22 protein-coding genes and 1 other RNA gene are annotated in these 24,654 nt (G+C 65.2%); 16 read left to right on the top strand and 7 right to left on the bottom strand.

The window, feature by feature from the left end:
* Nucleotides 1-25 precede the first annotated feature (25 nt).
* Complete coding sequence (gap, locus tag GGR73_RS09415) at nucleotides 26-1,027, bottom strand: type I glyceraldehyde-3-phosphate dehydrogenase (RefSeq protein ID WP_024938165.1); 1,002 nt, start codon at nucleotides 1,025-1,027, stop codon at nucleotides 26-28.
* Between the two features lie 488 nt (nucleotides 1,028-1,515).
* Between gap and GGR73_RS09410 the strand changes: the two genes are divergently transcribed.
* The 9 genes from GGR73_RS09410 (at nucleotide 1,516) to GGR73_RS09370 (ending at nucleotide 8,188) form a co-directional block, all read left to right on the top strand.
* Complete coding sequence (locus tag GGR73_RS09410; RefSeq protein WP_102251397.1) at nucleotides 1,516-2,028, top strand: SgcJ/EcaC family oxidoreductase; 513 nt, start codon at nucleotides 1,516-1,518, stop codon at nucleotides 2,026-2,028.
* A gap of 287 nt (nucleotides 2,029-2,315) precedes the next feature.
* Nucleotides 2,316-2,939 (top strand): OmpW family outer membrane protein, encoded by a 624-nt coding sequence (locus GGR73_RS09405; RefSeq protein WP_184456673.1) that lies wholly within the window; start codon nucleotides 2,316-2,318, stop codon nucleotides 2,937-2,939.
* A gap of 119 nt (nucleotides 2,940-3,058) precedes the next feature.
* Nucleotides 3,059-3,673, top strand: coding sequence for an OmpW/AlkL family protein (locus tag GGR73_RS09400; protein WP_024938162.1), 615 nt, complete (start codon nucleotides 3,059-3,061; stop codon nucleotides 3,671-3,673).
* 89 nt (nucleotides 3,674-3,762) lie between these two features.
* Entirely contained in the window at nucleotides 3,763-4,578 is an 816-nt protein-coding gene (locus tag GGR73_RS09395; RefSeq protein WP_126967317.1) for a S1/P1 nuclease, read from the top strand.
* 13 nt (nucleotides 4,579-4,591) lie between these two features.
* The gene (locus tag GGR73_RS09390) at nucleotides 4,592-5,416 is read left to right on the top strand and encodes an MBL fold metallo-hydrolase (RefSeq protein ID WP_184456671.1); all 825 of its coding nucleotides are present in this window, start codon (nucleotides 4,592-4,594) and stop codon (nucleotides 5,414-5,416) included.
* A gap of 75 nt (nucleotides 5,417-5,491) precedes the next feature.
* Nucleotides 5,492-6,268: a molybdate ABC transporter substrate-binding protein gene (gene modA, locus GGR73_RS09385; protein ID WP_184456669.1), complete on the top strand. Its 777-nt coding sequence runs from the start codon at nucleotides 5,492-5,494 to the stop codon at nucleotides 6,266-6,268.
* Nucleotides 6,269-6,283: 15 nt separating this feature from the next.
* Nucleotides 6,284-6,970: a molybdate ABC transporter permease subunit gene (modB, locus tag GGR73_RS09380; RefSeq protein ID WP_179465302.1), complete on the top strand. Its 687-nt coding sequence runs from the start codon at nucleotides 6,284-6,286 to the stop codon at nucleotides 6,968-6,970.
* Nucleotides 6,970-7,584: a molybdenum ABC transporter ATP-binding protein gene (modC, locus tag GGR73_RS09375; protein ID WP_016902262.1), complete on the top strand. Its 615-nt coding sequence runs from the start codon at nucleotides 6,970-6,972 to the stop codon at nucleotides 7,582-7,584. The genes modB and modC overlap by 1 nt, the downstream gene beginning before the upstream one ends.
* Before the next feature lie 46 nt (nucleotides 7,585-7,630).
* On the top strand, nucleotides 7,631-8,188 hold the full coding sequence (locus tag GGR73_RS09370; protein WP_104576736.1) for a flavin reductase family protein: 558 nt from the start codon (nucleotides 7,631-7,633) through the stop codon (nucleotides 8,186-8,188).
* An 18-nt stretch (nucleotides 8,189-8,206) separates the two neighbouring features.
* Here the strand turns inward: GGR73_RS09370 and GGR73_RS09365 are convergent, their stop codons facing one another.
* The 4 genes from GGR73_RS09365 to GGR73_RS09350 form a co-directional block, all read right to left on the bottom strand.
* Nucleotides 8,207-8,800, bottom strand: coding sequence for a hypothetical protein (locus tag GGR73_RS09365; RefSeq protein WP_456362944.1), 594 nt, complete (start codon nucleotides 8,798-8,800; stop codon nucleotides 8,207-8,209).
* Nucleotides 8,789-8,864: non-coding RNA, sX9 sRNA (locus GGR73_RS09360), on the bottom strand. Before GGR73_RS09360 ends, GGR73_RS09365 begins: the two co-directional genes overlap by 12 nt.
* A 70-nt stretch (nucleotides 8,865-8,934) precedes the next feature.
* Entirely contained in the window at nucleotides 8,935-10,227 is a 1,293-nt protein-coding gene (locus GGR73_RS09355) for a TonB family protein (protein ID WP_184456667.1), read from the bottom strand.
* A complete protein-coding gene (locus GGR73_RS09350) occupies nucleotides 10,217-10,585 on the bottom strand; it encodes a BlaI/MecI/CopY family transcriptional regulator (RefSeq protein ID WP_184456665.1) in 369 nt (122 codons plus the stop codon). The genes GGR73_RS09355 and GGR73_RS09350 overlap by 11 nt, the downstream gene beginning before the upstream one ends.
* 152 nt (nucleotides 10,586-10,737) lie before the next feature.
* Here GGR73_RS09350 and GGR73_RS09345 point away from each other — a divergent pair, with 152 nt between their 5' ends.
* From GGR73_RS09345 to GGR73_RS09325, 5 genes are all read left to right on the top strand, one after another.
* Entirely contained in the window at nucleotides 10,738-12,696 is a 1,959-nt protein-coding gene (locus tag GGR73_RS09345) for an acetyl-CoA hydrolase/transferase C-terminal domain-containing protein (protein ID WP_184456663.1), read from the top strand.
* Nucleotides 12,697-12,827: 131 nt separating this feature from the next.
* Nucleotides 12,828-14,003: a phosphatidylinositol-specific phospholipase C1-like protein gene (locus GGR73_RS09340; protein ID WP_456362943.1), complete on the top strand. Its 1,176-nt coding sequence runs from the start codon at nucleotides 12,828-12,830 to the stop codon at nucleotides 14,001-14,003.
* A gap of 134 nt (nucleotides 14,004-14,137) precedes the next feature.
* Entirely contained in the window at nucleotides 14,138-16,852 is a 2,715-nt protein-coding gene (locus tag GGR73_RS09335; RefSeq protein WP_184456659.1) for a TonB-dependent receptor, read from the top strand.
* Between the two features lie 363 nt (nucleotides 16,853-17,215).
* On the top strand, nucleotides 17,216-18,145 hold the full coding sequence (locus GGR73_RS09330) for a L,D-transpeptidase family protein (protein ID WP_184456961.1): 930 nt from the start codon (nucleotides 17,216-17,218) through the stop codon (nucleotides 18,143-18,145).
* 2 nt (nucleotides 18,146-18,147) lie between these two features.
* Nucleotides 18,148-18,876: a M23 family metallopeptidase gene (locus GGR73_RS09325; RefSeq protein WP_184456657.1), complete on the top strand. Its 729-nt coding sequence runs from the start codon at nucleotides 18,148-18,150 to the stop codon at nucleotides 18,874-18,876.
* A gap of 55 nt (nucleotides 18,877-18,931) precedes the next feature.
* Here GGR73_RS09325 and GGR73_RS09320 read toward each other — a convergent pair whose 3' ends face one another.
* Nucleotides 18,932-19,693, bottom strand: a complete 762-nt coding sequence (locus GGR73_RS09320) for an SDR family NAD(P)-dependent oxidoreductase (RefSeq protein ID WP_184456655.1) — start codon at nucleotides 19,691-19,693, stop codon at nucleotides 18,932-18,934.
* 98 nt (nucleotides 19,694-19,791) lie between these two features.
* Between GGR73_RS09320 and GGR73_RS09315 the strand changes: the two genes are divergently transcribed.
* Nucleotides 19,792-20,763 (top strand): LysR family transcriptional regulator, encoded by a 972-nt coding sequence (locus GGR73_RS09315; protein WP_184456959.1) that lies wholly within the window; start codon nucleotides 19,792-19,794, stop codon nucleotides 20,761-20,763.
* A 288-nt stretch (nucleotides 20,764-21,051) separates the two neighbouring features.
* Here GGR73_RS09315 and fhuE read toward each other — a convergent pair whose 3' ends face one another.
* Entirely contained in the window at nucleotides 21,052-23,238 is a 2,187-nt protein-coding gene (gene fhuE, locus GGR73_RS09310) for a ferric-rhodotorulic acid/ferric-coprogen receptor FhuE (protein ID WP_184456653.1), read from the bottom strand.
* A 451-nt stretch (nucleotides 23,239-23,689) separates the two neighbouring features.
* On the opposite strand from fhuE, the gene GGR73_RS09305 reads away from it, so the two are divergent.
* Entirely contained in the window at nucleotides 23,690-24,631 is a 942-nt protein-coding gene (locus GGR73_RS09305; RefSeq protein WP_184456651.1) for an alpha/beta fold hydrolase, read from the top strand.
* The last annotated feature ends 23 nt before the right edge of the window (nucleotides 24,632-24,654 follow it).

Raw genomic sequence — 24,654 nt, 5'->3', positions numbered from 1 at the left:
CTTTTTTATTCAATGAAAGCAGCGCTTACTTCGCGACAACCCGCACCATTTCCAGGCACTTGTTGGAATAGCCCCACTCGTTGTCGTACCAGGACACCAGCTTGACGAAGGTCGAGTCCAGCGCGATGCCGGCGTCGGCGTCGAACACCGAGGTGCAGGTTTCGCCGCGGAAGTCGGTGGCCACGACCTTGTCTTCGGTGTAACCCAGCACGCCCTTCAAGGCGCCTTCGCTCTGCGCCTTCACTTCGGCACAGATCTCGGCGTAGGTGGCCGGCTTTTCCAGTTCGACGGTGAGGTCGACCACCGACACGTCCGAGGTCGGCACGCGGAAGCTCATGCCGGTCAGCTTCTTGTTGAGCTCGGGGATCACCACGCCCACGGCCTTGGCGGCACCGGTGGAGGACGGGATGATGTTCTCCAGGATGCCGCGCCCACCGCGCCAATCCTTGTTCGACGGGCCGTCCACGGTCTTCTGCGTCGCCGTGGCCGCGTGCACGGTGGTCATCAGGCCGCGCTTGATGCCCCACTTGTCGTTGATCACCTTGGCCAACGGCGCCAGGCAGTTGGTGGTGCACGAGGCGTTGGAGACGATCGCTTCGCCCTTGTAGGTGTTGTCGTTGACGCCGAACACGAACATCGGCGTGTCGTCCTTGGACGGTGCCGACAGGATCACCTTCTTGGCGCCCGCGTCGAGATGCTTCTGCGCCGTTTCCTTGGTCAGGAACAGGCCGGTGGACTCGATCACCACGTCGGCGCCGACTGCATCCCACTTGAGGTTGGCCGGGTCGCGTTCCTGGGTCAGGCGGATCTTGTTGCCGTTGACGATCAGCGTGTTGCCGTCGACCGACACATCGGCCTTGAAGCGGCCATGCACCGAGTCGTACTGCAGCATGTAGGCGAGGTAATCGGGCTCGAGCAGGTCATTGATGGCCACGATCTCGATGTCATTGGCGAAGTTCTGCACCGCAGAGCGCAGCACGTTGCGGCCGATGCGACCGAATCCGTTGATGCCAACCTTGATTGCCATGTTCACTAGCTCCTGCGGCCGCGATGGCGCGGCGGATGGAAAGGGACCGCCATTCTAGCAGCGTCGCACTCGTGCAGCCGTGCTGCCGCCAGCGCTGCAGCATGTGGCGCTAGGACGTTGTGCCTTGGTGCATGCGTGGTGGGGATTGGGAATCGGGAATCGGGAATCGGGAATCGAAAGGTGGGCACGCTGTGTGGGTGCCGTCAATCGACAAGGTGATGAGCATCGGTGCTGCCGGAGCGATGCGGTGGGGCTGACGCCTGCCTGACTTGAGGGCCCGTGACGATCTGAGTTGCGGCACGGGCGCGGCAATCGGAACTACGCCTGATTTTTCGATATATCCATTCCAATTCAATTACTTAAGTTTTATATCGATATGCTGAAAGGCGTATCGATGCATATGCCGAACAGCAGCATTTCGGCGCTCCGTGGATTTCGATACTGGCCCTGCCTGCTGAGGCACCCATCCATCACAACGGAGATTCCCCATGCGTCGCACCCTTCTCTCTCTGGTTCTGGCCCTGGCCGCCACCCCGGCGCTGGCTGGCGGCGTGATGCACTACACCGACAAGGCCGCGCTGCCCGCCGATGGCGAAGCGCGCGAAGTCGCTGCGCTGTTCGACACCTGGAACGCGGCGCTGGCCACCGGCAACCCGCACAAGGTGGCCGACCTGTACGCGCCGGACGGTGTGTTGCTGCCGACCGTCTCCAACGAAGTGCGCGCCTCGCGTGCGCAGATCGAAAAGTACTTCGAGATGTTCCTGACCAAGAAGCCGCAAGGCGTCGTCAACTACCGCACCGTGCGCGTGCTCGATGACGACAGCGCGGTGGATGCCGGTGTCTACACCTTCACGCTGACCGACAAGGACGGCAAGAAGAGCAAGGTGCAGGCGCGCTACACCTTCGTGTATGAAAAGCGCGACGACAAGTGGCTGATCATCAACCACCACAGCTCGGCGATGCCGGAAGTGGATGCGCCCACGCTCGCCAAGGTCAAGTAAGTGCGCGAGCGCTGCAGCCATCCGCTCGCTGCCTGCTCCACCGCGCACGCAGGCGTCGGCGTTCCTCCCCCGCCGCCGCCTGCGCCAGGCGCATCGCGTTGCAGACCGGACGCGATGCGCCGGCGCGATCACCGGCATGGCGCAGATCGCTGCTGCCGCTGCCGGTGCCTGCTCGCGTCCGCGCATGACCCGCAACGTCATTACACGGACGGATTGATCAGGATCAAGGCATCCAGCGGGCAAACCATCAAGACTTCTTCCATCCCCTGCACACAACGAGAGTTTCCATGCGCATGCGCTCTACCCTTCTGCTCGCCGGCCTGGCCGCCGGCTTCGCCAGCGTCCCCGCACTGGCTCAATCCAAAGGCGACTGGACCGTTGCCGTCGGTGCCCACCAGGTCGCTCCCAAGTCCGATAACGGCCGCCTGGTCGGCGGCACGCTGGAGGCGGACGTCGGCAAGGACATCAAGCCGACCTTCACCGCCGAATACTTCATTGCCGACAACCTGGGCATCGAAGTACTGGCTGCGCTGCCGTTCGAGCACGACATCGCGCTCCGTGGCCTGGGGCGTGTCGGCAGCACCAAGCATCTGCCGCCGGTGATCTCGCTGCAGTACCACTTCAGCAGCCAGGGCAGGCTCTCGCCGTTCGTTGGCGCGGGCATCAACTACACCCGTTTCTTCAGCACCGACACGCGCGGCGCGCTGGCCGGCAGCGAGCTGGAACTGGACGATTCCTGGGGTGTGGCACTGCACGCGGGCGTGGACTACAAGCTCAGCGACCGCGGCGCGCTGCGGGTAAACCTGCGCTGGATCGACATCGACACCGAAGCGCGCCTCGACGGCAACCGCATCGGCACGGTCAACATCGACCCGCTGGTCTACGGCGTGGCCTACGTGCACCGCTTCTGAGCCCGGCAGCGTGCGCGATGCATCTCTGGCACACTTGGCGTCCAGGGACGTGAATCCACCGCCGGAGTTGCGGACAGGTTGGTCACGTCGACCGCCTGTCCGACCTATCCGGGGATTCCATGAGCATGCTGATCCGTACCGCCCTCGCCATCGCACTGGCCGCCTCGGCCGCGCCCGCCCTTGCACAATCGGCCGGTCACTGGACCACGGGCTACGGCGCCGGCTATGTCTCGCCCAAGTCCGACAGCGGCAGCTTCGGTGGCACGCGTGCCGAGATCAAGGGCGCCCCGGCGCTCTCGTTCACCTACGAATACTTCCTGCGCAACAACCTCGGCATCGAGGTGCATGCCGCGGTGTCGGGCAAGCACGATCTGGAGCTCGAGGGCGTCGGCAAGGTGGGCAGCTACTGGTCGGTGCCGCCGAGCGTGCTGTTGCAGTACCACATCAATGGCTACGGCACGGTGTCGCCGTTCGTGGGTGTCGGCATCAACTACACCACGTTTGTCGGTGAGGACGTCGATGACGCCTTCGGCAATGGCGACCTGAGCTTCGACGACTCGGTGGGCGCCACCGCGCATGTCGGTGTGGACTTCATCTTCAACGATCGCAGCGGCCTGCGGGTGGATGCGCGCTGGACGAATTCGCGCAGCAACGTCGACTTCAATGGCAGCCGGCTGGGCAAGGCGCGGATCGATCCGCTGACCTATGGCGTGTCGTACCTGGTGTACTTCTGAGCATGCCGCAGACGCCACGCTGAGCCGTGGCTGTGCTTCGCCCGGGGACGGCCATCAAACCGTCCCGGACCGATGCGTACAATTGCCGGATGAAGACCTTCTCTCCTCGCATCCTCCTTCTTGCCGCAACCGTGGTCGCGGCCCTTCAGCCCATCAGCGCGTTCGCCTGGGGGCCGCAAGGCCACCGCCTGGTGGCGCGCATTGCCGAGACCGAACTGAGCCCGCAGGCGCAAGCGCAGGTGGCGCAATTGCTCAAGGGCGAAGCCAACCCGACATTGGCCGGTGTCGCCAGCTGGGCCGACGAGCTGCGCGAGCACGACCCGGAGTTGGGCAAGCGCTCCGGGCCCTGGCACTACGTCAATCTTGGCGAGCATGACTGCACGTATGCGCCGCCGCGCGACTGCCCGGACGGCAACTGCGTGATCGCCGCGCTCGACCGGCAGACCGCGCTGCTTGCCGACCGTAGCCAGCCGCTGGACGTGCGCCGGCAGGCCCTGAAGTTCGTGGTGCATTTTGTCGGCGACATCCATCAGCCGATGCATGCCGGCTACGCGCACGACAAGGGCGGCAATGAATTCCAGCTGCAGGTCGCCGGCAAGGGCAGCAATCTGCATGCGCTGTGGGACAGCGGCATGCTCAACGACCGCCATCTTGATGACGATGCGTATCTGCAACGCCTGCTGGCGTTGCCGGCGACCGCTGCGACATCGCCGGTGCTGCCACCGCCGGCTGCGGCATGGGCGCAGGCCTCCTGCAAGATCGCGGTCACGCCCGGTGTCTATCCGAGCAAGCACGTGTTGCCGGACGACTACATCGCGACCTATCGTCCGCTTGCCGAGACCCAATTGCGCGAGGCTGGCGACCGACTGGCCGCCGTGCTCAATGCGGCGCTGGCCGCGCCCTGAGATGGAGACGCCGATGCAGCCCGAGGTGCTTGCGTTCTTTCACGCCGACAGCAACACCTTCACCTATGTGGTCGCCGACGCGGCGACCGGGGCGGCAGCGGTGATCGATCCGGCGCTGGACTATGCGGCCGACACCGGCAAGGTCGGCACGCGTGCCGCGCAAGCCATCGTCGATGCCGTCGCCCACCACCGCTGGCAGGTGCAGTGGTTGCTGGAAACCCATGCGCATGCCGATCACCTGTCTGCCGCGCAGTGGCTGAAGCAGCACTGGCCACAGGCACGCATCGGCATCGGTGACGGCATCCGCGATGTGCAGCAGACGCTTGCGCCACGTTGTGCGTTACCGGACGACTTCCGTGCCGACGGCTCGCAGTTCGATCACCTGTTCGCCGATGAGGAGCGCTTCGAGCTTGGCACGCTGCAGGTACGTGTCATCGCGGTGCCCGGGCATACCAGCGACAGCATCGCGTACCTGATCGGCGATGCGCTGTTCCCCGGCGATTCGTTGTTCATGCCGGACGCCGGCACCGCACGCTGCGATTTCCCCGGCGGCGATGCACGGCAACTGTTCGCCTCGATCCAGCGCATGTACGCGCTGCCGGCGGACACGCGCGTGTTCGTCTGCCACGACTACGGCCCGGGCGGCCGTGAGGTGGCGTACCAGACCAGCATCGGCGAGCAGCGGCGCAGCAATATCCACGTGCGCGACGGCGTGGAGATCGATGCATTCGTGGCGCAGCGCCAGGCCCGCGATGCCACGCTGCCCGAGCCCAGGCTGATCCGGCCGGCATTGCAGACCAATCTGCAGGCCGGCCGCTGCGACGACGTGCTTGGCTGACGCACCAGTGTCGCCACCACGCGACGCATGACGCGCAGCCGCTATGATCGCTGCCTGACCTTGCTGGAGCTTCCCATGCGCACGATCGGTTTTTGGCAGCGCGCGTTCTGCGTGCTGATGCTTGCCCTGCCCGTCCTGGCCACTGCGCAGACCGCGCCGGTGACGGTGTTTGCCGCAGCAAGCCTGAAGGAATCCATGGACGAGGCCGCGGCCGCTTACGAAAAGGCGACCGGCACGCCGGTGCGCGTTTCCTACGCCGCCAGCTCAGCACTGGCTCGCCAGATCGAGCAAGGCGCGCCGGCGGACGTGTTCTTTTCGGCCGACCTGGAATGGATGGACTATCTGCAGCAACGCGGCCTGGTCGTGCCGGCGCAGCACCGCAACCTGCTCGGCAATACCCTGGTGTTGATCGCCCCGGCCACCAGCAAGCCGCGCGTGGATCCGCGCCAGCCCGGCGCGATTGCCAAGGCGCTCGGTGACAGCGGTCGGTTGGCGGTTGGCCAGACCAACAGCGTGCCGGCCGGCAAGTATGCCGCCGCAGCGCTGCGCAAACTCGGTCAGTGGGATGGAGTAAGCAATCGCCTGGCCGAGTCGGAAAGCGTGCGCGCCGCATTGATGCTGGTCTCGCGTGGCGAAGCGCCGCTGGGCATCGTGTACGGCTCGGATGCGCGCGCCGAACCAAAGGTCCGCGTGGTTGCGACCTTCCCCGCCGATAGCCACGACGCCATCGTGTATCCGGTGGCTGCGTTGAAGAACAGCAGCAATGCCGGCACGGCCGCGTTCGTGCAATGGCTGGGCAGCAAGCCGGCCAGGGCGATCTTCGTTCGCCGTGGCTTTTCGTTGCAGGATTGAGGCGCGCCGTTGTCGATGTTCACCCCGCAGGAGCTGACCGCGATCGGCCTGAGTCTCAAGGTCGCCATCGTTGCGGCCGTCGCCAGCCTGCCGCCGGGCATCGCCTGCGGCTGGCTGCTGGCGCGGCGGCGCTTTCCGGGCAAGGCGCTGCTGGATGCCCTGCTGCATCTGCCGCTGGTGATGCCGCCAGTGGTGACCGGTTATGCGCTGCTGGTGGTGCTGGGCACGCAGGGGCCGGTCGGCAGCTGGTTGCTGGAACATCTCGGTATCCAGTTCGCGTTCCGCTGGACCGGCGCGGCGCTGGCATGCGCGGTGATGGGATTTCCGCTGATGGTGCGCGCGATCCGCCTGTCCATCGAAGCGACCGATCGCCGTCTTGAAGCAGCCGCCGCCACGCTCGGTGCGGGCCCATGGCGGGTGTTCTTCAGCATTACCTTGCCGCTGGCCTGGCCGGGCCTGGTCGCCGGCATGGTGCTGGCATTCGCCAAGGCCTTGGGCGAATTCGGCGCGACCATCACCTTCGTGTCCAATATTCCTGGCGAAACCCAGACCTTGTCGTCGGCCATCTACGGGCTGATGCAGGTGCCGGGCATGGAATCGGGCGTGTGGCGGCTGGCCGGCGTTGCGTTGGCGATCTCGCTGGCGGCGCTGCTGCTGTCCGAGTGGCTGGTGCGCAGGCCGCATCCGCGCGAGGACGGCTGATGCTCGATATCGACCTGCAGCTGCAGCGCGGCAACTTCCAGCGGCATCTCCACATCCAGGACCAGGCGCGGGTGGTGGCCCTGGTCGGTCCTTCCGGTGCGGGCAAGACCACGGTGCTCAATGCCATCGCCGGGCTGGTGCAGCCGCAGGCCGGGCATATCCGCATCGACGGGCGCTGCCTGTACGACGCCCGGCAAGGCATCAACCTGCCCACGCACAAGCGCAGGATCGGCTACGTGTTCCAAGATGCGCGGCTGTTCCCGCATCTGGATGTGCGCCGCAATCTGCGTTACGGCCGGCATGCGCGCGGCACGGCGCCATTCGGTTTCGACGACGTGGTGGCGCTGTTGGGGATTGGGCCGTTACTGCAACGCCGGCCGCGCAATCTGTCTGGGGGCGAAGCGCAGCGCGTGGCGATCGGCCGCGCCTTGTTGTCGCAACCGGCGATCCTGTTGTTCGATGAGCCCTTGTCGGCACTGGATCAGGCGCGCCGCGAAGAACTGATTCCCTACCTGCAACGCGTGCGCGACGAGATCCGCCTGCCGATGCTGTATGTCAGCCACAATCCCGACGAGGTGCAGCGCATCGCCGATAGCGTGCATGTGCTGGAATGAGCGCATCGGCACCGGTGATCACCGCATTCAATCAGCTGGTGTGTCCATGAAACAGTATCGAAAGCACGCATTCCCGGTGGAGCAGGCGCGCCGCTTCCTGGAACCGGGGCCGGTGGTGCTGGTGAGCTCGGCCCACAAGGGCCAGCGCGACATCATGACCATGGGCTGGCATATGGTGCTGGAGTTTTCGCCCTCGCTGATCGCGTGCTGCATCGCCCCCGGTAACCACAGTTTCGAGCTGGTCCGGCGCAGCAGGCAATGCGTGATCAACCTGCCGACGGCCGAGCTGCTCGACACCGTGATCGGCATCGGCAACAGCAGCGGTGCACAGATCGACAAGTTCGACCACTTCGGGCTGACCGCCGTGCCCGGCCAACGGGTCGCAGCGCCGGCCATCGCCGAGTGCTACGCCAGTTTCGAATGCCACCTGCACGACGGCCGGCAGATCAACCGCCACGCGCTCTTTGTCTGGGAAGTGGTGAGCGCGCAGGTGGCCAAGCGGCCCGCGCTCCCGAGAACGGTGCATTACCGCGGCGATGGCCGCTTCATGCTGTCCGGCGACGAAGTCTCGCGGCGGCGCCTGTTCGCCCCCGACATGCTCTGATCGCCGCGATGCGCGCGCTCAACGCGCCACCTTGCCGGTACGCACGCTGACCTTGCCTTGCCGCACTTCGAAGGTGAACGCGAACGACAGCGTCACCGGTACCGGCTGCTGGCTGATGGCGCCGCTGCAATCGTCCAGCGCGGCCGGCTGCGCCACGCCAGCGGCAAACGTACACAGCGCGGCCGGAACGAACTGCCATTGCTGCACCGTGGTACGCACCGACTGCACCAGATCGGCATTGTCCGGCAGCAGACCGGCAGCACATTCGTCGCGATCGGACATGGGGTCGACGCGCTGTACCGCGCCGTCGGCGTTCAGGATCACATGCGCGCACACGGTGGTCGGCGGCAAGCTCTGCCGCGGCGAATCGGCCGGCAGCACCGGCGCATCGCTGCGCAGCGCGCGCGGCATGCGGAAGCGCTGTGCTGGCGCCAACGTGTAAGACTGGATGGAGCCGCCACCATTGCCACGCGGTTGCGCGCTCAGCATGCGCTGGTCCACCGAATCTTCGCGCTGGCTGCGCTGCTGTTCCTGCCCCCCTTTCGTTGCACATGCGCCAAGCGACAGCGCCAGGATTGCGGCGCAGGTCGGCGCAAGGACGGCCGACAACACGTGGCGAGCAGTTGTCGGGTGGGCGTGGCCAGCGTGCAGGAACCGGCGAGTATGCGCGGCACATGCCAATCCCGGACACCCGGCGCGCCCGCCAGACAATTGTGCAGTCGTTTTGCTGGTTGCGCTGGATTGCATCACGGCCTCTCCCGCCTTGCGCAGCCCGCTGAAGCACAACCGGCAAGGCGGTTGGACGCTGGCGCCTCCGAGCGCGCGGCGGCGGCATCGGTAGACGTTTGCTCCGACCCATCCAGTTCGAACTTCACCGGCACGCGCACCGTGGAAGCAATCGGCTTGCCATGTACATAAACAGGTTTCAGCCGCCACTGACGCGCTGCCTCCAGCACCGCTTGATCGAACACGCCGGCCGGCCTGCTCTGCACGACGTCGATATGCTGCGGCACGCCGCCAGGGTCGATGTCGATCTGCAGTTCGACAAAGCCCTCGATACCGCCGTCAAACGCGGCTGCCGGATATCTCGGCGGTTGCATCGTGGCGAAATCCACCGCGTTGCCGGCCGCCAGCGCCGGTTGTGCCGCTAACGCAATGCGTGCCGGCTGCAGTGCCCAGGCGGCTGTACTGATCGTCGCCGCCAGCAGCAGGACCATCGCCGCGCGCCAGCGCGCACGTCCGGCAGCGATGGGGGAACCGCGCAGCGCCGCGATCCGCTGCGTCAACGGATGCGATGCGGCCCAATGACAGGCGAGCGGCGTAAAGTCGCCTCCAAGCTGGGTCTTGAGCATGGCGGTGGCGTAACTGCGCCGCTTGCCCGGATGTTGCGCCAGCACGGCCGCATCGCAGGCCAGCTCCTGATCCAGCCGGAACGCACGCCAGCCCAGATGCATCAGCGGGTTGAACCAGCCGATGCAGAGCATCAGCGCCGCCAGCAGGTTGGCATGCAGGTCGCCGCGGCGCAGATGCATGCGCTCATGCGCCAGGATCAGGGCGCGCTCATCGGCGTTATAGCGCTCACTGAAATCCGCCGGCAGCACGATGCGCGGACGCCAGAGTCCCAACGATGCAGGAAGACCAGCATCGCGCGCGGCCGACCAGAGCCGGTCGTCGCGCCGGTGCAACGGCCCCAGGCTGCGCATGAAACGCCGTTGCCGCGTCCACAATCCGATCGCCATCACCACCGCGCCGCCCAGCCACGCTGCTGCCAGCCATGCTGCCCACGCACGACCTTCGCCATGCACGCTGGAGAGCGCCGGCATGGCGGTCAGCGCCGGCAATCCCGGCACCGCGATGCCCAGAGACGGGCCGGGCAACAAGGCCGCCACCAGCGCCAGCGGGACGCAGGACCAGATCGCATACGCCGCGCCGGCACCCGACCGCTTGCGCAGTGGGCGACGCAGGAGCAGGCAGACCAGCGGCGCAGCGGTGGTGTACAGCGTTGCGCGGGACAACAGGACCCAGGCCTCAGGATTCATCGTCCAGCTCCTTGAGCAGTTGTTTCAGTTCCGCGATATCGGATGCGCTGAGTTTTCCGCGCTCGCTGAAGTGCGCCACCAGTGGCGCCACCCGTCCGCCGAACAGGCGCTGCAGCAATCCCTCGCTCTGTTGCTGCACCCACTGCTCGCGCGCCAGCACCGGCGAATAGAGATAGCGTCGCCCTTGCTTCTCGGCACGGATGGCGCGCTTGCCGAGCAGGCGGTTGAGCAAGGTCTTGACGGTGGGCTCGGCCCAGTCGCTGCGGCCTGCCAGCGCGGCGACCACCTCGTCGGCGCTGCGTGGCGCCGCATCCCAGAGCACCTGCATCACCACCGCTTCGGCGTCACTGATCGACATGCGATTACATCCGTAATTTTTATCGATTACGCGTGTAAATCTTGTCCCTGTCAAGCGCGTTTTCGATTGCCTTGCGGGAAATGCATGCGCAGACCAGGCCTTGTCGGCGATCCAGATACCTGCCCCGCCATCGCCTCGGCTACCCTGCACCGATGACCGAACACCTTACCGACCTGCCCGGCGCGGTTGCGCACATCCTGCAACGTCTCGATGGCCCGCTGCGCGTCGGCGCGCCGTTGGGCATCGGCAAGCCGCACCGGTTGTTGAACGCGTTGTATGCGCAGCTCAAGCACACGCCGACCCGGCCACTGGCGCTGTACACGGCGCTGTCGCTCAATCCGCCCAAACCCGGCGCGGGACTGGAGGCACGCTTTGCGGCGCCGTTTATCGCGCGCCATTTTGGCGAGGATTTCCCGCGTCTTACCTATGTCGATGACATGCTGCGCGATGCGCTGCCGGCGCATGTGCAGGTGGAAGAGTTCTACATGCAGTCCGGCGGGCTGCTGCACTCCACCCAGGCGCAGGCTGACTACACGAGCCTCAACTACACCCACGCTGCTGCGGCGGTGGCGCAGCGCGCGCCGAACCTGATCGTGCAGAAGGTGGCGCGCGAACCGGGCGGCACGCGGCTGTCGTTGTCGTGCAACAACGACATCACCCAGGACACGCTGGATGCGGTGCAGGCGCTCGGCCTGCCGCGCCCCATGCTGGTGGCGGAAGTGGACACGCAACTGCCGTGGATCGGCGGAACCGCGGCAGTGGAGGAGGCGTTCTTCGATCTGGTGATCGACCTGCCCGGTCCGTCGCCGCGCCTGTTCGGGTTGCCCAGGCAGCCGGTAACCAGCGTCGACTACGCCATCGGTCTGTATGCCAGCGCGCTGGTCCGCGATGGCGGCACCTTGCAGATCGGCATCGGCACCCTGGCCGATGCACTGAGCCATGCGCTGGTACTGCGACATACCGACAACGCCACCTATCGGCGCGTGCTGCAGGCGCTGGACCCGCAACTGGAACAGCATCCTGCGGTGCGCGCCAGCGGTGGCCTGGCGCCGTTCGAGATCGGCCTGTACGGCTGCAGCGAAATGCTCAACGAAGGGTTCAAGCAATTGGTGGACAGCGGCGTGATCCGCCGCAAGGTGCACGATGATCTGACGCTGATGCAGCGCATCGCCGACGGCAGCGCCGATGCGGCCGATCACGCGCGCCTGGCCCGCGAAGGCGAGTTTCTGCATGGGGCGTTCTATCTCGGCTCGCCGGATTTCTACCAGTGGCTACGCGAGCTGGATGCGGACACGCGCAGTGCCATCGGCATGCGTCGCATCAGCGAGATCAACCAGCTGTATGGCGGCAACGAAGCGCTGGAGCGGCTGCAACGCCGCGATGCGCGCTTCTTCAACTCCTGCATGATGGCCACCGCGCTCGGCGCGGCGGTGTCCGACGGGCTGGAAGATGGTCGTGTGGTTTCCGGCGTGGGCGGCCAGTACAACTTCGTGGCGATGGCGCATGCCTTGCCGCAGGCGCGCAGCGCGTTGATGCTGCGGGCCACGCGCGATGCCGGTGCACATGCGGCGAGCAATGTGCGCTGGAACTACGGGCACACCACCATCCCGCGCCATCTGCGCGATCTCTACATCACCGAGTACGGCATCGCCGACCTGCGCCACCAGACCGATCAGGATTGCGTGCTGGCGATGGCCGGCATCTGCGATGCACGCTTCCAGGACGCATTGCTGGCAACCGCCAAGGCATCGCGCAAGCTGCGTGGCGACTCTGCACTGCCTGCGCGTGCGCAACGCAACACGCCGCAGGCACTGGAACAGGCGCTGGCGCCGTTCCGCCGCGATGGCAGCCTGCCCGACTACCCGCTCGGCAGCGACTTCACCGGAGTCGAGCAACACCTGCTGCGCGCCCTGAGCTGGCTCAAACGCGCCACCGCCGGCAATAGCGCAAAGCTGATGACCGTCTGGCGCGCACTGCTGTCACGCAAGAGCGACGATGCATACGAAGCCGCCGGTCTGCAACGGATGGCACTGGATGCGCCACGCAGCATCGCCGAACGGGTGCAGGCACGGCTGCTGGCGTATGCCTTGCAAAAGACCAGAGTGCACTGACGCGCCGGTGTCGCGAAAAGCGATGCCATGGCGCGTTTTTCGCACTGTGACGCACGACGGCAACACGGCGGAAAGCCTTGCGTCAAATTTGGCCCGGATGATGGCGACCACCTTCTTCCCGGCCTGGCTGCATGCGCTGCTTATTCGTTGTTTCGGCTGTGAATCCAGGCGATGACCGCACAGCGAAGCCATCACGCGCAAGGCGAAGCAACACACTTAGCGCTGCATTCCTTGGCCTGCTGATGCTGGCCGGCGTGACCGCGCATGCCGCGCCTCGCCTCACCGATCTGCAATACATCGGCAGCCACAACAGCTACCACGCCGGCTTCGCTCCCAGCGAAGCGACACTGCTGCAACGACTGAGTCCGGAGCTGTTCGCGGCACTGGATTACCGCCATCCGCCGCTGAGGCAACAACTGGACGATGGCGTCAGACAACTCGAACTGGATGTCTTCGCCGACGCCAACGGTGGTCGCTACGCACACCCGGCCAGCGTCGCGCAGATCGCCAAGGCCGGCTTGCCGCCCGCACCGCCCGGCGCACCGGCCGGAGTGATGGACAGACCCGGCTTCAAGGTCATGCACGTGCAGGACGTGGACCAGCGCAGCACCTGCCAGCCCTTGATCGCGTGCCTGCAGGAAGTGCGTGCGTGGTCGAAGCAGCACCCCGGGCATGTGCCGATCTTTATCCTGCTGGAAACCAAGCAGGCGCCGGTGCAACTGGCGTTTCCGACCGTGCAGCCGGAGCCGTTCGATCCGGCGGCGATGGATGCATTGGATGCCGAACTGCGCGCGGTGTTTCGACCCGGCGAGTACCTCAGCCCCGATCAGGTCCGTGGCAACGCAGCCACGCTCAACGCCGCAGTGCTTGCGCATGGCTGGCCGTCGTTGAGCGAGGCACGCGGCAAGGTGGTGTTCCTGCTCGACCAACGCACGGCCGGTGCCAGCTACCTGCGCGGGCATCCGTCGCTGCGCGGACGCGTGTGCTTCACCAATGCCGTGCCTGGCCAAGACGATGCCGCGTTCACCGAACTCAACGATGGCCCCGCCGAGACGATCACCCAATTGGTGAAAGCCGGCTACCTGGTGCGCACGCGTACCGACGCCGACCTGAAGGAAGCACTGCAACACGACACCACCCGCCGCGACCGCATGCTGGCCAGCGGCGCGCAGTTGCTCAGCACCGACTTCCCCGCACATGAGCCGGCCGGCAACGGTTACGTGGTGCGCTTCGAAGGCGATGCGGTCGCACGCTGCAATCCGCAGCTGGCGCAGGCGCACTGCAAGGGCGTCGACCTCGGGCACTGAGTCGGGGTCACTGCCGTCGTCGCAATTTCCGCACCACACACAGACCTGTCGCAACGGAAGGCGTCGGCGATGCACACCCGCACCCGCAGTAAGGGGCCGGGCACTCCATCTTCTCCAACCACGCGAGCCATTGCATGCAGTCCCCACGCACCACCCATCGCCTGACCTGCGCCATCGCGCTGGCACTGTCCGCGCCGGCGTTTGCCGAGACGCCGGAGCTTGGCACCACCACGCTGGATTCGGTCAACGTGCAGGCCAAGCACGCCGCCGCACCGGGATCGCTCAACGAACAGCGCCTGTCCAGCAGCGTCAACAGCGTGATGAGCAAGCAGCAGATCGATGCGATCCCTTCGGGCGGCATCGCCGATGTCGTGTCGCACATGCCGGGCCTGTCCGCATACAGCGACATGCATCTGGGCCAGGCCACCACCGGCGAAAACGCCTACGTCAGCATTCGCGGCATGGACGCCAGCTACAACGCCTACACGCTCAACGGCTTCGGCATGCCGGAAACCGATTCATCGACGCGCGCAATCTCGTTGAACATGCTGGCGCCGTTCGGCATCCAGTCGGTGCAGGTGTCCAAATCCCCAACGCCCGACATGCCCGGCGATGCGATCGGCGGCGCGATCGACATGCGCACGCCCAATGCCTTCGACTTCGGCCAGGATGTCTACGCCAAGAGCACCGCGCAGGGCCAGTTCAATGCGCTGGCCTCGAAGCTGGGCGGCAAGGACAGCGGCGGCACCTTCCAGCAGGAGCTGGCCTGGAAGTTTGGCGATGGTCATGCCTTCGGCCTCTACGCATCGGCGTATTACGGCAGGAACAACAACATGGCGCAGGCGCCGGCGCCCAACAGCAAATACGTGCCGGCCGATCCCGCCCTCGCCACTGCAACCGACCTGCGCGATGTCGGGCCGTTGATCAGCACCCGCTACAAGTACAGCCTCTACACCAGCCAGATCGAACGCTACGGCGGCAATCTCTCGCTGGATTGGCAAGGCGACAACAGCGCGCTGTACGCGCGTGCGATCTACGGCAGCTACGGCGTCACCGGGCAGCAGGACCAGTCCAGCGCGCGCCTGGAAACCTATCGCAGCCAGCCCACTGCCGTGCGTGGCAGCTACTTCAACACGCACGATATCGACGAAAAACTGGCGACGCTGCAATTGGGAGGCCAGACCACGCTAGGCCGCTTGCGCTTCGACTACGGCAGCTCGGTCGGTCGCGGCACCCGCAGCCGCCCGGACTACGTATCGGCAAGCCTGTATGGCTTTACGCCCGGCAGCTTCGCCTTCGACCTCAGCAACCCCCGCTATCCCAGCATCGCGCCAAGCACGCCTGCCTTGCAGGACTTTTTCTACAACCTGGATTCGTCGTTGCTGTGGAAGGTGCAGGGGCACGACGCCGGCAGTCACGACAACCGCATCAATGCGCAAACCGATATCACCTACCAGGTCGATGGCGACGTGCTGGACAGCGTCAAGCTCGGCCTGTCTGCCGACCATTCCGACCGTGGCGCCTACGATCACCCGTTCTTCCACAAGGACGGCAACTTCGTCACCAACGGGCCGTATTTTGGCGGACCCAATTACGCCTTCCCCACCGCAGGCGGGCCGCCACTGAGCGCGATCCCGGGCCGCGTCACCTATCACGCCTTCGACGGCCGCTACGCCGGCCCGTTCAAACTGCTGGACCGCAACTGGATGCTTGCGCAGGCGCTGCCCTACAAGTACGTCAACGATCCCAACGGCGCAGGCGTCTATACCGCCAACGACTACAACGCCAACACCACCTCCAGCACCGAGGCGATCTATTCCGGTTATGCAATGGCCGCGCTGCATGTCGGCTCGGTGAGCGTGCTGCCCGGCGTGCGCTACGAGTTGACACGCTATGCGGCCGAATCCTGGCAATCCAGCGGCGATGGCAGCACCGGCAGCTTCGTCGGCACCGGCAGCACCTATGGGCAAGTGCTGCCGGGCATCAGCATCAACTATCGGCCGGATGATCTCACCGTGTATCGGGCTTCGTTGCGGCGCAGTTTCAGCCGCCCGGCGTTCGGCCTGATTTCCGGCGAGACGGTGTACACCATCGACGATACCCAGAAGGTGGTCGGCATCTCCAGGCCCAATCCCGATCTGCAGCCGAGCAAGGCCGACAACGCCGATCTCTCCGCCGAGTTCTACGATCACAGCGGCGGCGTGCTCAGCGCATCGACCTATTACAAGCGCATCACCGGCTTCATCTATACCTCGCAATCGGCGACCAGCAACGACAACACCCTGGGCGGGCTGGTACCAACCGGCACCACCTTCGAAAACGGCGTGCCAGTGACCATGCCGCAGAACGGCGGCACCGCCAAGCTCTATGGACTGGAGCTGGCAGCGAGCAAGCGCCTGCAGGAGTTGCCGGGCCTGTGGAGCAACGTCGGCGTCACCGCCAACCTCACGCTGCAGCACAGCGAAGCAGACAGCAGACGCAGCGACCAACCGGAAAAAACCTGGCTGCCACGCGCACCCGAGCGCATCTACAACATGGATCTGTTCTACGACGACACGCACCTGCGCGCCGACCTGAGCTACAACTACACCGGCCTGCAATTGCTGGGGCTGACCAGCGACCGGCTCAACTATTATTTGCAACCGGTCAAGTCACTGGACTTCACCGCGACCTATCATCTGCCGCACCACGTCGATGTCGGTGTGTCGGCCAAGAACCTGCTCAATGCCGCCACGTTCTACGAAACCCAAGGCAAGTCAAAACGCTACATGGCCTACGACCCTGGGGCCGACGGCGCCTATGTACAGACCGGACGGGTGTACATGCTGACGGTGGGCTACACCTACTGACGGCAGACCTGCGGACAGCAGCGGCGCAACGTCTGCAGCTGCAGGGACCGGGTCTGCACCAATCCGTATCGATCGCCTGACTGACATGCAGGCGATCGATTGCGGCGTGGTGCATCATTCTCTCTGCCGCTCGGGTAGAAGCGGCAGGCAGCGGCATCTATGGCAGCTGTGCGGAGGCGAGATGGCAGGTATCCATTCCTGACCCGCATCGCGACTGCGCGCCCAGTCAGTCCCGGTGCAGCCATTTCACGCAGACCACGCAGGCGGCTCGGGCAAGGTGCGCGCATGCCTCTTCCGGACCTGCTCATGCCACCACGCATCTACGCTCGCGCCTGCTTGCTCGCCCTTGCTCTGGGCACCTCCCTGTCCGCACTGGCGCAAGCGCCGCAGCCCGCCGCCGCACCTGCGCCGGCACCTGCAGCAGCTCCCGCTGCAACGGTCGTGCCGACCGGTCCGCGTTCGGACCTGCACGCGCAGGTGCTGCTGGATCGCGCGCATTTCTCGCCCGGACAGATCGACGGCGAGCGCGGCTCCAACCAGAAGCGTGCGGTGTCCGGATTTCAGGCAGCGCACCGGATCAAGGTCACCGGTGAGCTGGATGACGCCACCTGGCAGGCCTTGCAGGCCGACACCACGCCGGCGCTGGTGCAGTACACGCTCACCGATGCCGATGTGGCAGGGCCGTTCCAGCCGATTCCGAAAGGACCGGCCGACCAGGCCAAGCTGACGTCGCTGGGCTACACCTCGGTGGACGAGGCGCTGGGCGAGCGTTTCCATGCCGCTCCGGAACTGCTGCGCCAGCTCAACCCCGGCGTGGATTTGAACAAGGCCGGTGGCGTGATCCAGGTGCCCAACATCGACGGTGTCCCGCCATTGGCCAAGCCGGCCAAGCTGGTGGTCGACAAGTCCGAGTCGACGCTGCGCCTGTTCGATGCCGACGGCAAGGTGTATGCGCAGTTCCCGGTGTCCTCCGGCAGCAAGCACGACCCGCTGCCGATCGGCCGCTGGAAGGTGTTGGGCGTGGCGCGCGACCCGGTGTTCAAGTACAACCCCAAGCTGTTCTGGGACGCGAAGAAGGGCGATCAGAAGGCCACCCTGCCCTCCGGCCCGAACAATCCGGTCGGACGCGTGTGGATCGATCTGTCCAAGCCGCATTACGGCCTGCACGGCACGCCGGAACCCGGCCATGTCGGCAAGACCGAATCGCATGGCTGCGTGCGCCTGACCAACTGGGACGTGGTCAATCTGGCCAGCGTGGTTGGCCCGTCCATGCCGGTGGTGATGCAGGAGTAAGCATGAAACTGCTGATGATGCTGGTGGTCGGTGTCTTGCTCGGTGCAGCCGGCTATTGGTGGTTGGAACGCGGGGCGCCACAGGGGGCGCTGGCACCGGCGTCCGCAGCTGCACCCGCGGTGACAGCGCAGTCTGATGCGTCAGAGGCGGCAATGGCAGCACCTTCTGCAGCTCCAGCGGTTGCCGCTCCAGCCGTTGCCGCATCGTCGCCATCCACCGAGATGATGCCCGCCGCAAACACGCCAGCCGCGCCTGCGTCTGCAGCCGCTCCTGAAGCTGCGAGTTCAGGCAGCGGCCTGCTGATTCCGGTGCAAGGCATCGGCAGCGGCCAGCTGCAGGACACCTTTACCGACGCACGCAGCGAAGGCCGCGTGCACGATGCCATCGACATTCTTGCGCCGACCGGCACACCGGTCATTGCAGTTGCAGACGGCACGGTCGAGAAACTGTTCAACAGCGAGCGCGGTGGCCTGACCGTCTACCAGTTCGATCCGAACGGCACGTACTGCTACTACTACGCACACCTGGAACGGTATGCCGACGGCCTGGCAGAAAAGCAGTCGATCAAGCGCGGCCAGGTCATCGGCTACGTCGGCAGCACCGGCAATGCCGATCCTGCCGCACCGCATCTGCACTTCGAGATCCACCGCCTGGGGCCGGAAAAACAATGGTGGAAGGGAGAAGTCTTGAATCCCTACCCCGTATTGCATGGCGATCAAACCCTGCAGTGATTCACCGAGCGGTGATGCAGACACAGGCCTGCGCGTGATGCGCAGGCCTGTGCATTCAGATCAACATGCCGCCCGATACCTCGATGCGTTGCGCATTGACCCAACCGGTTCCCGGCGCGAGTAACGCAGCGACCACCGGCCCGATATCGTCCGGCAGCCCTGGGCGCCCCAGCGCCGTGACCGACGACACCATCGCATTGACCTGTGCGTTATCGCGCACGCTGCCGCCGTTGAAGTCCGTCTCGATCGCACCCGGCGCCAGCGTATTGGCACGAATGCCACGCGCGCCCAGTTCCTTGGCCAGATAGCGGGTGAACACCTCCACCCCGCCTTTCATCATCGCGTAAGCCGAGGCACCGGGCAGTGCGAAACGTGCCAGGCCGCTGGATACGTTGAGGATGCGTCCGCCGTCGGCGATCAGCGGCAATAACGCCTGGGTCAGGAAATACGGCCCCTTGAGATGGATGTTGACCAGGGCGTCGAACTGCGCCGGCGTGGTGTCGGCGATGGCCGCGTGCAGCCCGGTACCCGCATTGTTGACCAGCGCATCGAACTGCGTGCGATCCCAACCGGCCAGCACCTGCTTCAACTGCTCAGCGAATGCCGCGAACGAATCCGCGTCGGCAACATCCAGCGGCAGTGCCTGCGCACGGCGACCGAGCGTGTGGATTTCGGCGACCACCGCAGCGGCCTCATCTGCCTGGCTGCGATACGTCAGCACAATATCGCTGCCGTCCGCAGCGAGCGCAAGCGCGGCATTGCGGCCCAGGCCGCGGCTGCCGCCGGTGATCAGGGTGATCGGTGAGGTGGTCGACATGGATGGACTCCGGTACGTGTTGGGAAGCGATTGGGGCGATCACAGAGTTGGTCGGTGACCGCTGGCGGGGGTGACATTGCCTGGCCGTGCCAAGACTATTGCGCTTGCCGCGCCACATAAATCGGTCCAACCTGATTGCACCGTTCAAGAACGTCGACCAATCGATGGATACCCTGGAGTCGCTACGCGCCTTCCTGCGCGTCGCCGAGCTCGGCAGTTTCACCCGCGCCGCCGAAACGCTGGGCCTGCCCAAAGCCAGCGTTTCTACAGCCGTGCAGCGGCTCGAAGCCTCGCTTGGGACGCAGCTTTTGCATCGCACGACGCGCCGCGTGCAACTCACCGGCGATGGCACCGCGTTCTACCAGCGCAGCCGCGATCTGCTCGACGACATGGACGAATTGCAGAGCATGTTTCAGCGCGAGCGCAGCCAGCTGCGCGGGCGCCTGCGGGTGGACATGTCCTCCGGCATCGCACGCAATTTCGTGATTCCCGCATTGCCCACGTTCCTGGCGCAGCACCCGCAGCTGGAGGTGGAAATCAGCGGCACCGACCGCCGCGTCGATGTGGTGCGCGAAGGCTTCGATTGCGTGTTGCGCGTGGGCACGCTCGAAGACACCAACCTGGTCGCACGACCGCTCGGCGTGTTTCGCATCATCAACTGCGCCAGTGCCGACTACCTCGCACGACGGGGCACGCCGCAGCGCCTGGACGATCTGGTTCACCACGACCTGGTGCATTACGTGCCGACGCTGGGCCAGCGATCGTCCGGCTTCGAGTACCGCGATGGACCGGCCTACCAGCTACTGCCGATGCGCGGCCCGGTGACGGTCAACAACGGCGATGCCTATCTCGCCGCGGCATTGGCGGGCCTGGGCATCATCCAGGCGCCGGCCAGCCCGTTGCGCCCACACCTGGACAGCGGCGCCTTGATCGAGCTGCTGGCCGCCATCGCGCCAGAACCGATGCCGGTCACCCTGCTCTACGCGCAGCGTCGCCATCTGCCGCAACGCGTAGGTGCGTTCATGGACTGGGTTGCAGAGGTGATGGCACCGTATCTGGAACCGCTGTAGCCCTGACCGTCGATGCGATTACCGGCGCGTCTTCGCGTGTACGTTTGCGTAGGCAGGAAGTGTTTCTGTAGCGCGCCGACATTGGCGGAAGGCATCAGTCGCTTGCGCGTCACTTCGATAGCACCTACGCAAACCGATACCAGCAGGTAGCGCAGGCAGTGCGGCATGCGCCGCAGATCCACGATCACTCCGCTGGCGCCAGACACAAAAACAGGCACCTTCTGCAAGGTGCCTGCATCGTTGCAACACCAGGCCAGGCGCTGATATCGCGCCCGGCCCGGTCTGCGATCAGAACGTGTAGTTGAAGGTCAGCATGCCGTTGCGCGAGGCGCCCCATGCGCCATAGCCACCGTTGAACTGAGAGTAGTAGCGCTTGTCGAGCAGGTTGTCGACATTGAGCTGCACCGAGAACTGCGGCGACAACCGGTAGCGCGCAAACGCGCTGACCAGTGCATAAGCACTCTGCTGAAAGGCGCCGTAGACCGGGTCCACATAGTACGAGCGGTTCTGCCAGTTGACGCCACCACCCACGGTCAGATCGCTCCACGCACCTTGCGGGGTGTAGCTGTTGAACAGCTTGAGGGTGGTGCGCGGCAGATGCGTATTGATCGAGGTGCCGCTGTCATCGCGCGCGGTGTAGTGCGAGGCGCCGAAGGTGGTGTTCCAGCTCTCGGTCACCCGCCCGGACACCTCGAAATCGAAGCCTTCGCTGACCACGCCGTTGGCGGCCTCATACGCGAAGTCGCTGCTACCGGGGACGACGCCGCCGGTGGCCACGCCCAGGTTGTCCTGCTCGATGCGGAACACCGCAAGCGAGGCGTTGAGCCTGTCGTCGAACCACGCTGCCTTGACGCCGGCTTCGTAGCCCTTGCCGGTCAACGGATCCAGGTAGCCGCCAGTGGCATCGCGCAGGGTCTGCGGGTTGAAGATTTCGGTGTAGCTGACGTACGTCGACCACACGTCGTTGATGTCGTAGACCAGACCGGCGTACGGGGTGACTTCGGTCTGGCTGTCGGAGAACGGCGCCAGTCCCTGCGTGGCATCGAAGTTGCCGCCATCGATCTGCCAGTCGGTGTAGCGCGCACCCACCAGCAACTTCAGCGAATCGGCCAGCGAGAAGCGCGCAGCCACGTAGGCCGCCTTCTGCTTGATGGTGCCGGTGCTCTGCACCGTGCGCGGGCTCCAGTTGGGTTCCGGGTAGGCACCGGTCCAGCCGAGGTAGCTGTCCAGCGGCGCCGGGAAATCGAAGGTGCCGTTATTGACGTACTCGCGGCGGTTGTAGCTGGCGCCGGCAACCAGCTGATGCTCGCGGCCGAACAGCTGGAACGGGCCTTCCGCATAGACGTCGGCACCATCGGCCTTGCGCTCGGTCAGGTAGTTGCCCGAATACGGCACCACGCCGCCACCGGTGGCACGGTCGAACCCGAAGATCGTATAGAACGGATAGAACAGGTGGTTCGCCGCTTCGGTCTTCTCGTGGCTCAGATTGGCCTTGAGGGTCCAGCCGTTGTCGAAGCTCTGCTGCAGGCTGGCGAAGGTGCGCTGCAGACGCGTGTCCCAGAACGTCCAGTCGGCCGCCGGGTTGAACGAGCGATCGTAGTTGGTGCGGGTGCCATCGCTGTAGAACAGCGGGAAGCCACCCCAGGTGACATCGTTCGATTCCTTCTTCTGGTACTCGTAGCCCACGCTCAGCAAGGTGCTGTCGGTGAGGTCGGCATCGATGATCGCCGAGCCGATCTTCTTGCGCAGGCCGTAGCGGTCCATGTCCGACTCGCCGTCCTGGTACACGCCGATCACGCGCGCACGCACGGTGCCTTCGGGGCTGAGCGGCACGGTGACATCGGCCACGCTGCGGGTCTTGTTGAAATCGCCGCCACCCACCGACACGGTGCCGGTGAAGTCGCGGCTGAGCGCATGCTTGCGCACCAGGTTGATCGAGGCCGACGGATTGCCCGAGCCGGTCAGCAGGCCGGTGGCGCCACGCACCACTTCGACGCGGTCGTACAGCGCCACGTCCAGCGCCGAATCGCCGTAGCTCCAGGCCTGCTCCATGTACGCCGGGATGCCGTCGAACTGGTAGTTGTCGATGTAGAAACCGCGCGCGTAGAACTCCAGCCGCTCGCTGTCGCTCTGCGCCACCGAGATGCCGGAGACGTTATTGAGCACATCGGTGATGCTCTGCAGGTTCTGGTCGTCCATGCGGTCGCGCGTAACCACGCTGACCGACTGCGGGATCTCCCGCAGCGACAGGTTCATGCGCGTACCGGCCGTGGTCTTCTCCACCGTATAGCCCTTGGCCTGCTCGCCCTGCACGATGAGCCGGTCCAGGGTGGTGACCTCTGCATCGCCGGCGGCAGGCGTCTCGGCCAATGCCTGGCCGGCGGCCATCGCGCACAGCGCGGCGAACAGCGCGCGCGGAAGGACATGGCGACGCGCGCCCGCGGAAGCAAGACGCAATTCGGTACTACGGATCATCGGGAACTCCAACGCAGACGGATCAGACCACGCGCTGCGAAGACGCCGCGCCGGCAACAAGGGGGAGGAAACGGTGTGCCTTACCAGCGGCAGCGCGCCATTTTAATGGGAATGATTCACATTTTAAATAGCTGGATTGACATATTTTTAGCATTTACTTGACACAAGCGAGCGCTACCTGGACAGGAGGCCCACTGCGCAACTCCCGGTTTGACCTCAGCCATTGCAGCCGAACTCGCATAGACGCGACACTCGGAACGGGAGCTACTGAACAGTTGGCTGACGGAACGACGGAACGCACTACAACGGGGATCACATGAAGAAATGCTGGATAGCTATCGCTCTACTGTTGTTGTGCACGCCGGCAGTGAGCGCTGCTGCAGGGCCAGATAAAACGTCGCTGAACGAGGCTTGCCGGGTACCCGGCAACGCCGTGCACGAGGCAGGTCTTGTGCAGATCGGAGGCATCCAGCAATGGGTCACGATCGAAGGTCAGGACTGCCGCAATCCGGTGGTGCTGATCGTCCATGGCGGGCCGGGCAACCCCAACACGCCGTTCGCGCATCGCCTGTTCGGCAGCTGGACCCGCGACTTCACCATCGTGCAGTGGGATCAGCGCGGCTCTGGCAAGACCTACGCGGCAAGCAAACCTGCCGACGGCGAGACGCTGACCATGCAGCGGCTGACCCAGGACGGTAGCGCGGTCGCGCGCTATGCCACGCAACGGCTGGGCAAATCCAAGCTCATCCTGATGGGTGGATCGTGGGGCTCGGCACTGTCGGTCAATATCGCCAAGGCAAATCCCAGTCTGTTCCATGCGTATGTCGGTACAGCGCAACTAGTCAATTACCAGGACGATATGGCGGCCAGTTACACCAAGACGCTGAGCCTGGCGAGCGTAGCCAGCGATGCAGACGCGATCGGCAAGCTAGAGAAGATCGGCCCGCCGCCATGGACCAACCCGCGCAACTTCGGCGTCTTGAGGCGCCTGACGCGCAAGTACGAAGCCTTGAGTACCGACCCGGCACCGGAAGACTGGTTCACCTTCGCAGCGGAGTACGACACGCCCGACTACCGTGCAGCCTATGAGGCCGGAGAAGACTATTCCTTCCTGCAGTTCGTCGGGCTGGCAGGCGACGGCATGGGCCCGCAGATCGACCTGCGCACACTCGGGCCGCAGTTCGCCATGCCGGTCTATCTGATTCAGGGCGAACAGGATCTGGTCACCCCAGCCCAGATCAGCAAAGCCTATTTCGATGGTCTTTCTGCACCGAGCAAGGAATTCCTGCTGCTGCCACGCACCGGGCATGACCCCAACCCGCCGATGATGGACGCACAGCTGAAAGTGCTGACCAGAATCCGCGCAGCGGTGATGGCCAACGACGCACGCTGAAACACGCAACGCGCTCGTTGAAT

The sequence above is a fragment of the Xanthomonas sp. F14 genome, assembly GCF_014199865.1.
This window is presented reverse-complemented; position numbering and strand designations above follow the sequence as displayed.

Bases quoted from the DNA above. Each gene is read 5' to 3' on its own strand.
- gap (WP_024938165.1), bottom strand. From the start codon at position 1,027: ATGGCAATCAAGGTTGGCATCAACGGATTCGGTCGCATCGGCCGCAAC.
- GGR73_RS09410 (WP_102251397.1), top strand. From the start codon at position 1,516: ATGCGTCGCACCCTTCTCTCTCTGGTTCTGGCCCTGGCCGCCACCCCG.
- GGR73_RS09405 (WP_184456673.1), top strand. From the start codon at position 2,316: ATGCGCATGCGCTCTACCCTTCTGCTCGCCGGCCTGGCCGCCGGCTTC.
- GGR73_RS09400 (WP_024938162.1), top strand. From the start codon at position 3,059: ATGAGCATGCTGATCCGTACCGCCCTCGCCATCGCACTGGCCGCCTCG.
- GGR73_RS09395 (WP_126967317.1), top strand. From the start codon at position 3,763: ATGAAGACCTTCTCTCCTCGCATCCTCCTTCTTGCCGCAACCGTGGTC.
- GGR73_RS09390 (WP_184456671.1), top strand. From the start codon at position 4,592: ATGCAGCCCGAGGTGCTTGCGTTCTTTCACGCCGACAGCAACACCTTC.
- modA (WP_184456669.1), top strand. From the start codon at position 5,492: ATGCGCACGATCGGTTTTTGGCAGCGCGCGTTCTGCGTGCTGATGCTT.
- modB (WP_179465302.1), top strand. From the start codon at position 6,284: ATGTTCACCCCGCAGGAGCTGACCGCGATCGGCCTGAGTCTCAAGGTC.
- modC (WP_016902262.1), top strand. From the start codon at position 6,970: ATGCTCGATATCGACCTGCAGCTGCAGCGCGGCAACTTCCAGCGGCAT.
- GGR73_RS09370 (WP_104576736.1), top strand. From the start codon at position 7,631: ATGAAACAGTATCGAAAGCACGCATTCCCGGTGGAGCAGGCGCGCCGC.
- GGR73_RS09355 (WP_184456667.1), bottom strand. From the start codon at position 10,227: ATGAATCCTGAGGCCTGGGTCCTGTTGTCCCGCGCAACGCTGTACACC.
- GGR73_RS09350 (WP_184456665.1), bottom strand. From the start codon at position 10,585: ATGTCGATCAGTGACGCCGAAGCGGTGGTGATGCAGGTGCTCTGGGAT.
- GGR73_RS09345 (WP_184456663.1), top strand. From the start codon at position 10,738: ATGACCGAACACCTTACCGACCTGCCCGGCGCGGTTGCGCACATCCTG.
- GGR73_RS09340 (WP_456362943.1), top strand. From the start codon at position 12,828: ATGCGCTGCTTATTCGTTGTTTCGGCTGTGAATCCAGGCGATGACCGC.
- GGR73_RS09335 (WP_184456659.1), top strand. From the start codon at position 14,138: ATGCAGTCCCCACGCACCACCCATCGCCTGACCTGCGCCATCGCGCTG.
- GGR73_RS09325 (WP_184456657.1), top strand. From the start codon at position 18,148: ATGAAACTGCTGATGATGCTGGTGGTCGGTGTCTTGCTCGGTGCAGCC.
- GGR73_RS09320 (WP_184456655.1), bottom strand. From the start codon at position 19,693: ATGTCGACCACCTCACCGATCACCCTGATCACCGGCGGCAGCCGCGGC.
- fhuE (WP_184456653.1), bottom strand. From the start codon at position 23,238: ATGATCCGTAGTACCGAATTGCGTCTTGCTTCCGCGGGCGCGCGTCGC.